The 14,492-nt window shown below is 70.8% G+C and carries 14 protein-coding genes and 2 pseudogenes; 4 read left to right on the forward strand and 12 right to left on the reverse strand.

Translation table 11 applies throughout. The annotated features are described in order from the left end of the window. Positions 1–20: 20 nt before the first annotated feature. The 6 genes and pseudogenes from QSG27_RS12590 to QSG27_RS12610 form a co-directional block, all read right to left on the reverse strand. A complete protein-coding gene (locus QSG27_RS12590) occupies positions 21–461 on the reverse strand; it encodes a MarR family transcriptional regulator (RefSeq protein WP_306706608.1) in 441 nt (146 codons plus the stop codon). A gap of 118 nt (positions 462–579) precedes the next feature. Then, positions 580–858, reverse strand: coding sequence for a DUF2442 domain-containing protein (locus tag QSG27_RS12595; protein WP_306706610.1), 279 nt, complete (start codon positions 856–858; stop codon positions 580–582). Continuing rightward, entirely contained in the window at positions 833–955 is a 123-nt protein-coding gene (locus QSG27_RS12600) for a hypothetical protein (RefSeq protein WP_306706612.1), read from the reverse strand. The genes QSG27_RS12595 and QSG27_RS12600 overlap by 26 nt, the downstream gene beginning before the upstream one ends. Before the next feature lie 37 nt (positions 956–992). Continuing rightward, positions 993–1,076: pseudogene (locus QSG27_RS29265) on the reverse strand (DUF4160 domain-containing protein); the annotation flags it as partial. A gap of 167 nt (positions 1,077–1,243) precedes the next feature. Then, complete coding sequence (gene fliG, locus QSG27_RS12605) at positions 1,244–2,266, reverse strand: flagellar motor switch protein FliG (protein ID WP_306706614.1); 1,023 nt, start codon at positions 2,264–2,266, stop codon at positions 1,244–1,246. Positions 2,267–2,460: 194 nt separating this feature from the next. After that, positions 2,461–3,849, reverse strand: coding sequence for a leucyl aminopeptidase family protein (locus tag QSG27_RS12610; protein ID WP_306706616.1), 1,389 nt, complete (start codon positions 3,847–3,849; stop codon positions 2,461–2,463). A 146-nt stretch (positions 3,850–3,995) separates the two neighbouring features. On the opposite strand from QSG27_RS12610, the gene QSG27_RS12615 reads away from it, so the two are divergent. Next, entirely contained in the window at positions 3,996–4,658 is a 663-nt protein-coding gene (locus tag QSG27_RS12615) for a glutathione S-transferase family protein (RefSeq protein ID WP_306706618.1), read from the forward strand. A gap of 28 nt (positions 4,659–4,686) precedes the next feature. On the opposite strand, the gene QSG27_RS12620 is transcribed toward QSG27_RS12615, so the two are convergent. From QSG27_RS12620 to QSG27_RS12630, 3 genes are all read right to left on the reverse strand, one after another. Next, complete coding sequence (locus tag QSG27_RS12620; protein WP_306706621.1) at positions 4,687–5,766, reverse strand: TAXI family TRAP transporter solute-binding subunit; 1,080 nt, start codon at positions 5,764–5,766, stop codon at positions 4,687–4,689. Positions 5,767–5,885: 119 nt separating this feature from the next. Next, the gene (locus tag QSG27_RS12625; protein WP_306706623.1) at positions 5,886–6,461 is read right to left on the reverse strand and encodes a HupE/UreJ family protein; all 576 of its coding nucleotides are present in this window, start codon (positions 6,459–6,461) and stop codon (positions 5,886–5,888) included. Positions 6,462–6,552: 91 nt separating this feature from the next. After that, positions 6,553–7,086: a hypothetical protein gene (locus QSG27_RS12630; RefSeq protein ID WP_306706625.1), complete on the reverse strand. Its 534-nt coding sequence runs from the start codon at positions 7,084–7,086 to the stop codon at positions 6,553–6,555. A gap of 132 nt (positions 7,087–7,218) precedes the next feature. Here QSG27_RS12630 and QSG27_RS12635 point away from each other — a divergent pair, with 132 nt between their 5' ends. Together QSG27_RS12635 and QSG27_RS12640 are read left to right on the forward strand one after the other, a co-directional pair. Further along, positions 7,219–8,724, forward strand: a complete 1,506-nt coding sequence (locus tag QSG27_RS12635; RefSeq protein WP_306706627.1) for a Y-family DNA polymerase — start codon at positions 7,219–7,221, stop codon at positions 8,722–8,724. A 151-nt stretch (positions 8,725–8,875) separates the two neighbouring features. Further along, positions 8,876–12,064, forward strand: coding sequence for an error-prone DNA polymerase (locus tag QSG27_RS12640; RefSeq protein ID WP_306706629.1), 3,189 nt, complete (start codon positions 8,876–8,878; stop codon positions 12,062–12,064). Between the two features lie 21 nt (positions 12,065–12,085). On the opposite strand, the gene QSG27_RS12645 is transcribed toward QSG27_RS12640, so the two are convergent. Both QSG27_RS12645 and QSG27_RS12650 read right to left on the reverse strand, forming a co-directional pair. Beyond that, on the reverse strand, positions 12,086–12,664 hold the full coding sequence (locus QSG27_RS12645; RefSeq protein ID WP_306706631.1) for a tyrosine phosphatase family protein: 579 nt from the start codon (positions 12,662–12,664) through the stop codon (positions 12,086–12,088). Positions 12,665–12,947: 283 nt separating this feature from the next. After that, positions 12,948–13,637, reverse strand: a complete 690-nt coding sequence (locus QSG27_RS12650; protein WP_306706633.1) for a tRNA-uridine aminocarboxypropyltransferase — start codon at positions 13,635–13,637, stop codon at positions 12,948–12,950. A 247-nt stretch (positions 13,638–13,884) separates the two neighbouring features. Here QSG27_RS12650 and QSG27_RS12655 point away from each other — a divergent pair, with 247 nt between their 5' ends. Further along, positions 13,885–14,055, forward strand: coding sequence for a hypothetical protein (locus tag QSG27_RS12655; RefSeq protein ID WP_306706635.1), 171 nt, complete (start codon positions 13,885–13,887; stop codon positions 14,053–14,055). Between the two features lie 59 nt (positions 14,056–14,114). Here QSG27_RS12655 and QSG27_RS12660 read toward each other — a convergent pair. After that, positions 14,115–14,492 (reverse strand): annotated as a pseudogene (locus QSG27_RS12660) (ImuA family protein); the annotation flags it as partial.

Here is a 14,492-nt window from a genome sequence, read left to right on the forward strand (position 1 = left end):
AGCGGTCAGGCGGTAGACGGTCAGGCGGTCACCGCCAGGGTGCCGGAGGCGTTCAGTTGCGCCTCCAGCCGCGCCTTGGCGGCGGCGGCCAGCTCCTCCTCGGCGCGGATGACGGCCATGTCCTCCGGCGCCACGGCGCCCGCCGCGACGACCAGTTCGGCGAAGTCGGACAGGAAGACGCTGCCCTTCACGGTGCGCTGGACGAGCACGCTGCGCTTGTCCTCCGCGTCACGCTTGCGCTTGATGAAGCCGAGCAGCGACAGCCGGTCGAGCGCGCGGGTGACCGCGGGTTTGGAGATGTTCAGCGTCGCCGCCAGCCCGCGCACGGTGTGCGGCGGATCGGTCAGATAGACCTGGAGCATGATCGCCATCTGGCGCGCCGACAAGTCCGGACCGTCCTGCCGGACGCTGGCGATCAAGGCCGTGCGCCACAGGCCGAGCGCTTTCAGATTCCGTGCCATGTTTCCCCCCGCGTGCCGCGTCCCTTGCCCCCAAGGCCCCCGCTCTAGGGTCGCGCGGCGCCAGAGTGTCCCTCAACCCGGCCCGGACAGGCAAGCGTTTCGCAACCGGATTGATCGGTCAGTTCGTCGCGGAAAAGTGCGATGATCGGGGAGCGGGCGCCCCGCGCAGAAGCCCTTCGGTGCTGAAATCCTCGTCCACATCGGGCCAGTGGATGCCGTAACCACCCCCGGCGATCTCCCAATTCCGGCGTTGCTCCGGTGTGGCGTCGAACAATCGGAGATACCAGGCGAGCGGCACGGCGATGGACCGCCCGTCCATCAGATCGACCGTCAGCCGCTCGGCGTCGAGCGACACGGCTTTGATGCGCAGGTCAACCTTGGGTGCCGAAAAAGCCATGCCATTCCTCCAGGAACCGCACCCGATGCTCCCGCACGATCCGCAGCACGTCGGCCAGATCCTTGGCCGAGTGGCCCATATTGATTGCAACCGACATCGGGGGTCAGCCAGACTTTTACCGAAGCCCCTCCCCGGTCCACATGAACATGCGCCGGCTCGTTGGGTTCGTGGCTGCAGAAATAGAAGCGAAAACCGTCCTGGCGATGGATGGCCGGTATGGCGTCGTCCTCGGAAGATAGGGCGACATATAAATAACTCTACGGAAAGAGCGCATCCGATCGGAAAATTTCCTCAAAATATGCTGTCACACCATATTTTGAGGAAATAATTCGATTGATAATTAGCACAGACCAATGAACCCGCAGGTGAAAGGAAGGCAGGCAAATCAATAAATCAGCTCGTTCTCGCCGCTGCCTTCGGAGATGACGATCTCGCCGCGGGCCGCCAGATCCTTGGCAAGCTGGACCATGTACATCTGGGATTCGTCCACCTCGCGGACGCGGACCGGTCCCATCGCGGCCATGTCCTCGCGCAGGATCTTCGCCGCACGCTCCGACATGTTGGAGAAGAACAGGTCCTTCAGCGTCTCCGACGCGCCCTTCAGGGCGGTGGCGAGCTTCTGCTTGTCCACGCTGCGCAGCAGGGCCTGGACGCCGGAGGGGTCGAGCTTCGACAGATCCTCGAAGGTGAACATCAGCGACTTGATGCGCTCGGCGCTGTCGCGGTTGCGTTCCTCCAGGGCGGCCATGAAACGGTGCTCGGTCGTGCGGTCCAGGCCGTTGAAGATTTCCGCCAGCATCTCGTGGCTGTCGCGGCGGCTGGTGCGGGCGAGGTTGGTCATGAACTCGGTGCGCAGCGTGCGCTCCACGTCGTCCAGAACCTCCTTCTGCACGGCCTCCATGCGCAGCATGCGCATGATGACCTCCATCGCGAAGCTCTCCGGCAACTGGGTCAGCACGCGGCCCGCATGTTCGGGGCGGATCTTGGACAGCACCACCGCCACGGTCTGCGGGTATTCGTTCTTCAGATAGTTGGACAGGACCGATTCGTTGACGTTGGCCAGCTTGTCCCACATGGTGCGGCCCGCCGGACCGCGGATCTCCTCCATGATGGAGTCGACCTTGTCCTTGGGCAGCGTCTTCAGCAGCAGGCGTTCGGTGGAGTCGAAGGAGCCGACCAGCGAGCCGGTGGCCGACATCTGCTCCGCGAATTCGACGAACAGGCGCTCGATGAGGTTGGCGGAGACCGTGCCCAGGTTCGCCATCACCTGCGACAGCTCCTTGATCTCCTCGTCGTCCATCATCGCGAACAGCTTGGACGAGTGATCCTCGCCCAGCGCCAGCATCAGAATGGCCGCCTTCTCCGGACCGGTGAGGGTGCGATAGTCCTCACGAACCTTCAGCGCCATGAATCCGCCTCCAAAAACCCGCCCGGCACCCGAGTCCACCGGTCGTATCCGAAGGTTTTAATCCTTTCCGAATCGCCACGCCACCCCCGCGACGCCCGCGGGGGTGACAATTTTAACCATACATCGGTCGTCGGACCGTCCTATCCCAGGAACCGGCCGGTCACCCGAACCGACCGATCACCCGAACCGACCGATCACCCGAACCGCTTGGCGATGACGGCATAGGCCGCGCGCAGGCCCAGCGCCTCGCCGCCTTCCGGGCGGCCCGGGCGGGCGGAGCCGTTCCAGGCGAAGGTGTCCAGATGCGCCCAGGGCGTGTCCTTCGACACGAACTCCTGAAGGAACAGCCCGGCGGTGATCGCCCCGGCCATGCCGTTGCTGGTCACGTTGTTGAGGTCGGCCACCTTGCTGTCCAGCCCCTTGCGGTAGGGCGCCCACAGCGGCAGGCGCCACAGCGGGTCGCTCTGCTCCTCGCCCGCGGCCAGCAGGTCGGCGGCCAGAGCGTCGTCGTTGGCGAACAGCGCCGGCAGGTCCGGCCCCAGCGCGACGCGGGCGGCCCCGGTCAGGGTGGCGAAGTCGATCAGCAGGGCGGGCTTCTCCGAATCCGCCTCGGCCAGCGCGTCGCACAGGATCAGGCGGCCCTCGGCGTCGGTGTTGCCGACCTCCACGGTCAGACCCTTGCGCGTCTTCAGCACGTCCAACGGCTTGAAGGCGTTGCCGGAGATCACGTTCTCCACCGCCGGCACCAGCACGCGCAGCCGCACCGGCAGCCCCGCCATCATCACCATGCGGCCCAGCGCCAGCGCGTGCGCGGCGCCGCCCATGTCCTTCTTCATCAGCAGCATGCCCGACGACGGCTTGATGTCCAGGCCGCCGCTGTCGAAGCAGACGCCCTTGCCGACGATGGTCACCTTCGGGTGCGTCGGGTTGCCCCAGCGCAGGTCGATCAGCCGCGGCGCCCGCGGGCTGGCACGGCCCACGGCGTGGATGGCCGGATAGTCGCGGTCGAGCAGCCCGTCGCCGACGATGACGTCCAGCCCGGCTTCGAACTCCGAGGCCAGCGCGGCGGCGGCGGCGGCCAGTTCCGCCGGGCCGAGGTCGTTGGCCGGGGTGTTGACGAGATCGCGCAGCAAAGTGGTCGCGGTGGCGGTGCGCTGCACCTCGCCCTGGTCGGCGTGCCTGGGCCAGACGAGGTTGGCGAAGGACTTCTCCGACGCCTTGTAGCGCCCGAACCGGTAGCTGCCGAGCGCCCAGCCCAGCGCCACACGGGTGGCGGCGCGGCGGTCCAGCGCGGCGTCCACCGCCTCGTCCAGCCGGTAGTTCCCCGGCGGCAGGCTCGCGGGCAGCCCGGCGAGGCCCCACAGGTCGTCCAGCGCCGACACGCCGGCCAGCACGCGGGCGATGGCCCCGCCCTCCCCCGGCAGGAAGGCCGTCGCGCCGGCCTCCGCCGTGAAGTTCACGGCCTTCACCCAGGCCGCGGTGGCGGGCGGCTGGCCTTCCAGCCAGGTGGCGAGGCCGGCCTTGGTCAGCGGGGTGATGGTCACGGTACCGGTGCCGGCCGTGGCGAGCAGGGTGGCGAGCAAGACGGGCGTCCTTCGTCAGAAACGGAATCCAGACCGGAAGGATGGCGCGGTGGGACGCCCCTGAAAAGAGGGATTGCGGGCTGGCTTGCCGCAAAGGCGCGGGGCAGGCATGCTCCACCCCTTCCCTTCTCGACCGAGGCACATCAATGGGCGATCTGACGCTGGTCATCGGCAACAAGGCATTCTCTTCCTGGTCGCTGCGGCCCTGGCTGGCGCTGAAGCGGACCGGCCAGCCGTTCCGGGAGATCGTCATCCCGCTGCGCCAGCCCGACACCGCGGCCCGCATCGCGGAGCATTCGCCCACGGGCCGGGTGCCCTGCCTGCGGGACGGCGACCGGGTGATCTGGGATTCGCTGGCGATCTGCGAGTATGTGGCGGAGAGGTTCCCCGACGCCGCGCTCTGGCCCACGGACGCCCACGCCCGCGCGGTGGCGCGGTCGGTCTCGGCGGAGATGCATTCGGGCTTCGCCGCCCTGCGCACCCACATGTCCATGGATCTGAAGGCGTTCCGCCCCGGCGTGGGCCACAACGCGGAAAGCGGGGCCGACATCGCCCGCGTCTTCGCCCTGTGGCGCGACACGCGCGCCCGCTTCGGGGCGGGCGGCCCCTTCCTGTTCGGGGATTTCTCCATCGCCGACGCCATGTACGCGCCGGTGGTGACGCGCTTCCTCACCTACGGGGTCGCGATGGACGGGCCTTGCGCCGACTACGCGCAGGCGGTGATGGACCTGCCGGCCATGAAGGAGTGGGTGGAGGCCGCCAAGGCCGAGCCGTGGGACATCTACGCGGACGAGCGAAGCCCCTCGTAGACCGTCAGGGCCGGATGTCGGCGGGGCGTCAGGGCGACGGCCCCGCCGTCGGCTCGTTGGCGGCGTTGCCGATCAGCCCGACCTCGCGGTAATAGCGCTCGGCCCCCGGATGCAGCGGGATGGAGACGTTGGCGACCGCCTTCGTCGGGTCGAAGCTGCGCCCCTTGGGGTGGCCCTCGATCAGCAGGCGGCGGGTGTTTTCGTGCCACAGGGCCTTGGTGACCCCATGGATCAGGGCCGGGTCGCGGTCGGCGCGGACCAGCAGTTCCGCCCCCACGCCGAGCGTCTGCGTGTCGGGCACGCCGGGGTAGGTCTCGGCGGGGATGGTCTGGGTCATGTAGAAGCGCTGGCTGGCGCGCAGCCGGTCGGCGGTCTCGCCGTCCAGCGGGATCAGGCGGATCGGCTCGCGGTTCGCCACGTCGGTGACCGCCGACACCGGAAAGCCGCCGACCATGAAGAAGGCGTCCAGCTCCCCCTTGGCCAGCCGGTCCGCCGCGGTGCCGGGCTTCAGATAGGCCGGGGGCCGCAGCTCCGCCTCCTTCACGCCGAAGGCGTCGAGGATCGCCCGCGCCTCCACCAGCACGCCGGACCCCTCCTCCCCCAGCGACACGGCCTTGCCCTTCAGGTCGGCCACGCCGTGCAGGTCGCTGTCGGCGCGCACGACGAGCTGGACCGCCTCCGCGTAGAGCATGCCGATGGAACGCAACCCCTCGAACGGCGCCTTGCCGTGGAAGATGCCGGAACCGGTGTAGGCCCAATAGGCGATGTCGGCCTGGGACATGCCGGCCTCCACCGCGCCGGAGCGCAGCAACTCGATGTTCTCCACGGAGCCGAGCGTGGCCTGCGCCACCGCGATCAGCCCCGGCACGCCGCAGCTTCCCCCGCGCTCGCAGGGACGGGAGCCGGGCGGGTTGGAAATGGCGTTGGCGATCAGCCCGCCGATCGGGAAATAGGTGCCCGACGTGGTGCCCGTGCCGATCCGGAAATAGCGGATGTCCTGCGCCCATGCCCCCCGTGGCAGGACGCCCGACAGGGCGGCGCCCGCGGCACCGGCCAGAACGTGACGGCGGCTGGGGGAAAGGCGGGGGTTGGCTGCTGCGCGCGGCACCGGCGGGTCCACCTTTTCGTCTGGCCGGCCGCTCCGGCGGCGTGGGCCTATGGGCGGCGTCTGTTGGACACGCCTCTACAAGAATACCCGCACTCGGTCATTTTCAAGGCGCGAGGGGCCTAAAAGACGCCCGCCAGATCAAGAACCCCGGCGAGTGCAACCGCGCCGCCACACATTTGCACCACGCGCCCCGACGCCGCCTGCCCCAGCGCCGCCGACAGGCCCAGCCCGGCGCAGATGACCAGCAGCACGCCGGACGACAGGCCGGCCCAGAACAGCGGCCCGCCCATATGCACATAGCCGTGGAAGGCCCCCGCCGCGGCGACCGTCAGCACCCCCAGCGCCAGCGGCGCCCGCAGCCCGGCGGCGACCAGCCCGCCCATCAGGATCAGCGACGCCGACAGACCTTCCGCGGCGTAGGGCAGCCGGATGCCGATCTGCGCGGCCAGCCCGGCGGACAGCACCGCCGTCAGGGCCGCCACCGGAAGCTGCCAGACGGAGGCGCCGCCGTTCTGCCCGCTCCACAGCCCGATGACGAGGAAGCCCAGGAGATGCTGCAACACCCACACGGGCTCGGTCAGGCCGGTGCCGAACGGGCCGGTCACCGTCATCCGCGCCAGCGCGGGCGCCGCCCCGGCGCCGGCACCGACTCCGGCCAGCAGGACCGCCAGAAGAACCGACCGGATCGCCACCATCCCCCACCCCTTTTCCGCCGTCCCCTTTTCGGGGCACCGGGCCGGTATGGCCGCTGCGCGGGGTGGGGTCAAGTGACCAGGGCCGGAGGCGTCAATAACCCAGGGGACCGGGGCCGTACTGGCGGAGGTCCTGCTGCTTGCGGAACAGCTCGCGCTGCTGCAGCGGGTCGAGCCGGCCCATGGCGTCCTCCGTGCGCAGCCGGTCCACCTCCGGGCTCATCAGGTCGCGCTTGGCGCGGTCGGTCAGCCCCTGGGTGGAGCCGGGCGCCGGCAGGCCGGGCGTGGCCGGCTGGTCGATGGGCGGCGGTGGCGGGGAGGAACTGCCGCGGCGGCGGACCGGCGGCGGGTTGGGCGGTTGGCCGGGCGCCTGCGACGCATCGGACAGCTTTTGCGGCGGGGCGGGCGGCGGTTGCGGCGCGGTGGACGGACGGGCGTTCTCCTCCGCCTGGATCTGGCGCAGCGTCTTCAGTTCACTGCTTTGCGCGGACACCGGGGGCTTGGCCTGGGCGCGCCCCGGCATGTCGTCGCGCGTCTCCGTCGCGCAGGCCCCCAGCGAAAGGGCGGCGAGCGCAGCGGCGATGGGCAAAAGCGCGGCGGATGGACGGATCGGGGTCATACCAACCATGTCGTGCCCCGCGGGGGTGGGACAAGCCCTCTTCTTGGGGAGGTCTCAATGGGGACTCCCAACCGCCGCTGTTTGCCGCTAGAATGTTCTTGTTTTGTTCGAACCGAAACGATGAGCGAAGGGAGAGCGGGCATGGCGGGACGGACGGCGCGGCGCATCCTGTCCCTGTGGCTGCCGCGGCTGCCCACCGACGCCTACAGCCGGCGCCACCCGGAGCGGAGCGGGCACCCCCTGGCCGCCATCCTGGCGGAGCGCGGGCGGCTGGGCGTGGCCGCCGTCAACCGCGCCGCGGAGGAGGCCGGGGTGCTGCCCGCCATGAGTCTGGCCGATGCCCGCGCCATCGAACCCGCCCTGGCCGTCTTCGACGCCGCGCCCGAGTCGGACGCCCGCCTGCTGGAGCGGATCGCCGGCTGGTGCACGCGCTACACCCCCTGGGCCACCCCGGACGGCCCGGACGGCGTGGCGCTGGACATCACCGGCTGTGCCCATCTGTTCGGCGGGGAGGAGGCGATGGCCGCCGACCTGAGCGCCCGGCTGGGTGCGGCGGGTTTCGAGTCGCGGCTGGCGGTGGCGGACACGCCGGCCGCGGCCTGGGCGCTGGCGCGGTTCGGTGCGGAGTCCCCCTTTCCAACCCTCCCCGTCGCCGCCCTCCGCCTTCCTCCCGCCACGGTGGACGGGCTGGCCGCGGTGGGGCTGCGGCGGATCGGAGACCTCCACGCCATCCCCCGCGCCACGCTGGCCGCCCGCTTCGGGCCGGAGGTTCTGCGGCGGCTCGACCAGGCGTTCGGGCGGCTGGACGAACCGCTGTCCCCCCGCCTGCCGGTGCCGCCGCACTGCGTCCGCCTCGCCCTGGCCGAGCCGATCGCCACCGCCGAGTCCATCGCCGAAGCCCTGCGCCACCTGCTGGCCGCCCTCTGCGCCAGGCTGGAGGCCAGCGGCGAGGGGGCGCGCCGGCTGCTGCTGGAGCTGCACCGGGTGGACCGCCGGCTGGAGGACGCGCCCCAGACGCTCGCCATCGGCACCGGCCGCCCGGTGCGCCGTCCGGACCCCCTGATGCGCCTGTTCGCCCAGAAATTGGACCGCGTGGAGCCCGGCCCCGGCCTGGAACTGATGGTGCTGTCGGCCACCGAGGCCGGGCCTCTCGCCGCCGCCCAAGCATCCCTGGACGGCGCCGCGGACGGGGATGCGGCGCTGGGCGAGCTGGTGGACCGGCTGAACAACCGGCTGGGGGAGCGGGCGGTGCTGCGGCTGGTCCCGCGGCAAAGCTGGCTGCCGGAGCGCAGCGTGGCCCCCGCCCCGGTCTTCGCCCCGGTCTTGACCAGCACCACCGGCGGTTCGCTGTGGCCCGCCGACCGCCCGCGGCCGGTGCGGCTGCTCGCCCCGCCGGACCCCATCGAGGCCATGGCCCCGGTTCCCGACGACCCGCCGGTGATGTTCCGCTGGCGCGGCGCCCTTCACCGCGTCCGCCACGCCGACGGACCGGAGCGGATCGAGGCCGAATGGTGGCGCCGGGACGGCGAGCCCCGCGACTATTACCGCGTCGAGGACGAGGCGGGCCGCCGCTTCTGGGTCTTCCGCCAGGGGCTGTACCGGCCCGGCGTGACGGCGCTGTGGTTCCTGCATGGATTTTTCGGATGAGGGTGTCGCGGCGGATGGGCGTGTCGCGTTGGGCCCCCACCCACTCCTCCCCCACCTTCGGCGGGGGAGGGCTTAAGTTCCTCCCCCCGCGAAGTGGGGGGAGGTCAGGAGAGGGGCCCGGCGCCCGCACCTCCCCACGGCCCGTCCCGCCATGACTCCCTACGCCGAACTCCAGGTTTCCAGCAGCTTCACCTTCCTGGAAGGCGCGTCCCACCCGGACGAGCTGGCGCTGACCGCCGCCGCGCTCGGCCACGCCGCCATCGCGGTGACCGACCGCAATTCGCTGGCCGGGGTGGTGCAGGCGCACGCCGCCGCACGCAAGCATGGACTGCGGCTGATCGTCGGCTGCCGGCTGGACCTGACCGACGCGGACAGCCTGCTCGCCTACCCCACCGACCGGGCGGCCTACGCGCGGCTGTCGCGGCTGCTGACGCTGGGCAAGCGGCGGGCGCCCAAGGGCGCCTGCTTCATCGCCCGCCGGGACGTGCTGGAGCATGCCGAGGGGATGCTGTTCCTGCTGGTGCCGCCCGACCACCGCGACCCCGCCTTCGTCCACGCGCTGCGCGGCTGGCGCAACGAGTTGGGGAGCCGCCTGCACCTCGCCGCCAGCCACCGCTACCGCGGCGACGACCAGCGGCGGCTGTCCTGGCTGGCCGGGCTGGCGGAGGCGGAGCGGGTGCCGCTGGTGGCGACCAACGACGTGCTCTACCACTCCCCCGCCCGCCGCCCGCTGGCCGATGTGATGACCTGCATCCGCACCGGCACCACCATCGACGGCACCGGTCCTGATGGGGCGGGCTGGCGCCTGTCCGCCAACGCCGAGCGGCACCTGAAGGCCGGGGTGGAGATGGCCCGCCTGTTCCACCGCCACCCCCGGGCCGTCGCCCGCACGGTGGAGATCGCCGACGCCTGCCGCTTCTCGCTGGAGGAGCTGCGCTACGAATACCCGGACGAGGTGGCGGAGGACGGGCGCAGCCCGCAGGAGACGCTGACCGCCCTGACCTGGACCGGGGCCGCCCGCCGCTACCCGGACGGCGTGCCGGAGACGGTGACGAAGGCCCTGCACCGCGAATTGGCGCTGATCGGGCAGTTGGGCTACGCGCCCTATTTCCTGACGGTGCACGACATCGTGCGCTACGCCCGCTCGCAGGACATCCTGTGCCAGGGCCGCGGCTCGGCGGCCAATTCGGTCGTCTGCTATTGCCTGGGCATCACGGCGGTCGATCCCGTCGTCATCGACCTGCTGTTCGAGCGCTTCATCTCCGCCGCCCGCAACGAGCCGCCGGACATCGACGTGGATTTCGAGCATGAGCGGCGCGAGGAGGTCATCCAGTACATCTACAAGAAGTACGGGCGCGACCGGGCCGGGCTGACCGCCACCGTCATCCGCTACCGCGCCCGCGGCGCCATCCGCGAGGTCGGCAAGGCCATGGGCCTGTCCGCCGATCTGGTGGCGCGGCTGTCCGGCTCCGTCTGGGGCTGGAGCCGCCACGGCGTGGACGAGGAGCGCGCCCGGCAATACGGCTTCGACCCCGACGATCCGCGGCTCCGCCGGACGCTGGAGCTGGCGCAGGAGCTGATCGGCTTCCCCCGCCACCTGTCGCAGCATGTCGGCGGCTTCGTCATCACCCGCGGCCCCCTGAGCGAGCTGTGCCCCGTCGCCAACGCCGCCATGGCGGACCGCACCACCATCGAGTGGGACAAGGACGACATCGACGCTCTGGGCATCCTGAAGGTGGACGTGCTGGCGCTGGGGATGCTGACCTGCCTGCGCCGCGGCTTCGATCTGCTGAAGCACCATTACGGGCGCGGCCTGACGCTGGCGGCGGTGCCGCAGGAGGACCCGGCGACCTACGACATGCTGTGCCGGGCCGACAGCCTGGGCGTCTTCCAGGTGGAAAGCCGGGCGCAGATGTCCATGCTGCCCCGCCTGCGCCCCAAGACCTTCTACGATCTGGTGATCCAGGTCGCCATCGTGCGCCCCGGCCCGATCCAGGGCGGCATGGTCCACCCCTATCTGCGCCGCCGCAGCGGTGAGGAGCCGGTGCATTTCCCCTCCGAGGCTTTGGAAGGGGTGCTGAGGAAGACGCTGGGCGTGCCGCTGTTCCAGGAGCAGGCGATGAAGATCGCCATCGTCGGCGCCGGCTTCAGCCCGGAGGACGCCGACCGGCTGCGCCGCGCCATGGCGACCTTCCGCAAGACCGGGCAGGTCCAGCTTTTCCGCGACCGCTTCATCGAGGGCATGGTCGCCAACGGCTACGACCGTGCCTTCGCGGAGCGCTGCTTCCAGCAGATCGAGGGGTTCGGCGAGTACGGCTTCCCCGAAAGCCACGCGGCGAGCTTCGCCCTGCTGGCCTATGTGTCGGCCTGGATGAAGCGCCACCATCCGGACGTCTTCGCCGCGGCGCTGCTGAACAGCCAGCCCATGGGCTTCTACGCCCCCGCCCAGATCGTCCGCGACGCCCGCGAGCACGGGGTGATCATCCTGCCCCCGGACGTGAACGCCTCCGATTGGGACTGCACGCTGGAGCTGTTGTCGCCCTCCCCCGCCCCGGGAGAGGGGATAAGGCACGCCCTGCGGCTCGGCCTGCGGCTCGTCCGGGGGATGGACGAGGAGGACGCCCGCCGGCTCGCGCTGTGCCGCGGGGCGGGCTACCGCGATCCCTACGACCTGTGGCGGCGGGCGCGGATGCCGGTCGCGGCGCTGGAACGGCTGGCCACGGCCGACGCCTTCCGCTCCGCCGGGCTGGACCGGCGGGCCGCGCTGTGGGCGGTGAAGGCGCTGGGGGACCAGCCGCTGCCGCTGTTCGCCGGCCTCGCCGACTCCGCCCAGGAGGAGCCGGAGGCCCTTCTGCCCGCCATGGCGCTGGGCGAGCATGTGGTGATGGACTACCGCAGCCTGTGCCTGTCGCTGAAGGCGCACCCCATGGCGCTGCTGCGGGACGGCTTCACCGGGGTGGCACCGGCGGAACGGCTGGGCAGGGTGCGGGCCGGCACGCGGCTGACCGTGGCGGGGCTGGCGCTGGTCCGGCAGCGGCCCGGCAGCGCGGACGGCGTGGTCTTCATCACGCTGGAGGACGAGACCGGCATCGCCAACCTCGTCATCATGCCGGACGTGTTCGAGACCTTCCGCAAGACGATCCTCGGCGCCCGCCTGATGGCCGCCACCGGGCGGGTGGAGCGCAACGGCAAGCCCAACCCCGAAGGCGGCGAGGTCATCCACCTGCGCGTCGAGCGGCTGACCGACCTGACCCACCGCCTGCGCGACCTGACCGACCCCGGCGCGCTCCCCAAAACCTCCGCCGCCGCGGTCTTCCCGGAGGGCCGGAATTTCCGGTGAGGAAAGGGCCGGTCCAACCGGTCAGTCGATCAGGTCCGCGACCTCGCGCACGCGCCCGTTCTCGATCAGGAACTGGACCAGATCGGGCCGCTCCCGGCCATAGGTGACGTGGCGGGCCCTGACGGCGGCGACCAGTTCGCCCCGGCGGCCCAGGATGTCGTCGGCGAACTCGATCATGCGCAGGTTGGGCCACGCCTTGTGGCGGATGTTCACGACGGCGGCCAGCGCCTCCGCGGCGGGGCGGTCGGGGCTGGCCTGGGCCAGGATCATGGTCAGGGCGGCGGTCGAGCGCGAAATGCCGGCGTGGCAATGCACCAGCAGGCCGCCCACCCCCGCCGGCTCGGCCATCAGGTCGCGCCCGAAGGCCAGGATGCGCTCCACGTCCCCGCGCTGCGGCAGGGTCTGGCCCATGTAGGGGTCGATGATGTCGTGGAAGCGCAGCTCCAGCCGCCTGTGCTCGCCATAGGCGCCGAAGGCGGTCGGCTCCGGGTGGCCGGGATCGAGGATCGACAGGACGTGGGTCACGCCGGCCTCGCAGAAGCCGTTCAGCTCCTCGATGCCGCAGACGGTCAATCCGAAAGGAACGAAATCGCGGGCCATGATCCTCGTCTCTTGCCTTGCGCGCGGAGGGCGGCGCGGTCCGCATGTGGCGCCGCCGGTCCGCGCCGTCAAGCAGATCGGAGGATCTCAATCAGAGAACGTTGAACAGGTACAGCAGAAGAATGATCGGAATGGGAATCCCGACAAGCCACAGCAACACGCCCTTCATGGATCGCTCCCTCGGTTGAGGCCGGAACGGCCGATGCAATCCCCAACAGCGCAAGAGCGCATTGGTTGCCACGGCCGCCCCGGTCGAGAGAGGCTTACCCGGAAAGGGCGGCGGTCATTCCGCCTGATCGTTCTCCGGAGCCGGCTCCGCCGCCTCGGCGCGGGGCGGCGGCACGGGGCGCGGGCGCGGGGCGCGCAGCTTCTTCAAAAGCAACGAGAAGGGCTTCAGCGCGCGGTCGAGGACCGCCGGCTCGGCCTCCAGCCGCGACAGCAGGAAGGCGGCGGCCTCCAGCGTCGAGACGCTGTCGCGCCGCGGTTCCTTGCGGGCCTGCCCGTAGAGGGAGCGGAAATGCGGGTTCAGCACGATGCGGCGGCACTTCAGGAGCCACGGGTTGCGCCACCACAGCGTCTTGGCCTGGCTCCAGGTGCCGTCCAGGACGATGACGCCCTCCAGGTCGCCCAGCACCAGATCGCTGTCCTTCTGGGGGTTGCCGCCCTTGTCCACCACGGCGACCTCCGGCAGGGGGCTGGCGCCCTGCTTCACCGGGCCGAGGTAGAGCACGCCCCAGCGCTTGTAATCGACCTCGCGCCCCAGGATGCGCTTCAGGTTCGACCAGCTCAGCCCCACCTTCAGGGCGGAGTTCTTGAATTGGAGGTGGGCGATCTGCGCGGTGCCCAGCGTCTCGCGCTTTTCCTGCGGGTGCTGGAGGATGAGCAGGAAGACGGCGTTGTCGATCGGTTCCACCGCCTCGCAGACGCACAGATGCACAGGTTTTAGGCAGGTGGGGCAGGGTTCGGCGTGCATGATCGGTCTCGGAGAAGGAACATTCCGCGGAAAACGGGACGGCGGGGACTATGGGCCGCCCGCCCGGAAAAAGAAACCGGCCCGGAAAAGAAAACTGCGGCATTAAACTTTGCATAACGGGTGATCTGCATCACTTAGAGGCCTGGACCTTGCATGATAGCGTCCAGACACACAGGACGGGTTGGGCCGAAGGCGGGCCGACAGGACCGCTCTCCAGGCTCTCCCGACGCTCAGAAGGAGGCTTGCCATGCTGCCCGCTCATTTGGCCGCCCGCTTGCTGGAGCAACGCCGGGCCGAGCAATCGGCGGAATTCGCCCGGCAATTGCCGCTCTACGCGGACGACACGCCCTTTCCTCCCGAGGCCGAACAGGACGGCGAGACCCCGCGCCCGCTGCCCGATTGGGCCACCAACTACTGACGGAAACCCGACAGGCGGCTGTCGCATAAGCGACGTCTCCGCCCGTCCATCCGTCCGCATCACGCCACCTCGGCCCAGGCTTGTCCGCTTCGCTCCGCCGGAGCCGGACGCCGGGCCGGAGTGGGCACGGCTCGAACCGGGTTCCTTGCCGGAAGAAGGGCGCCATCGCGCCATTCCAGGAGCCACGCCCCCGGACGCCCGCCCCGGCAGCGCTCCAGTTCGGCGCGCCAGCGCGGGTCGCCCACGCCCGGCTCCTCCGGCTGGCTGGGGGCCGGCGCGATCCGCCAGCGGGTGACCGCGGCGCTCGCCGCGGAGCGGCGGGCGGCATTGCGCGACGCATTCTGCAACAGGATTCCCGTCACACCCGACGATTCCGCTGCAAGTTGCAACCGGCGGCTCGCCGTCAGGTCCAGCCCCCCCCCCTCCCCCCGCCCGCC

Origin of the sequence: Azospirillum isscasi (genome assembly GCF_030849505.1) — a bacterium.
GTDB lineage: Bacteria > Pseudomonadota > Alphaproteobacteria > Azospirillales > Azospirillaceae > Azospirillum > Azospirillum isscasi.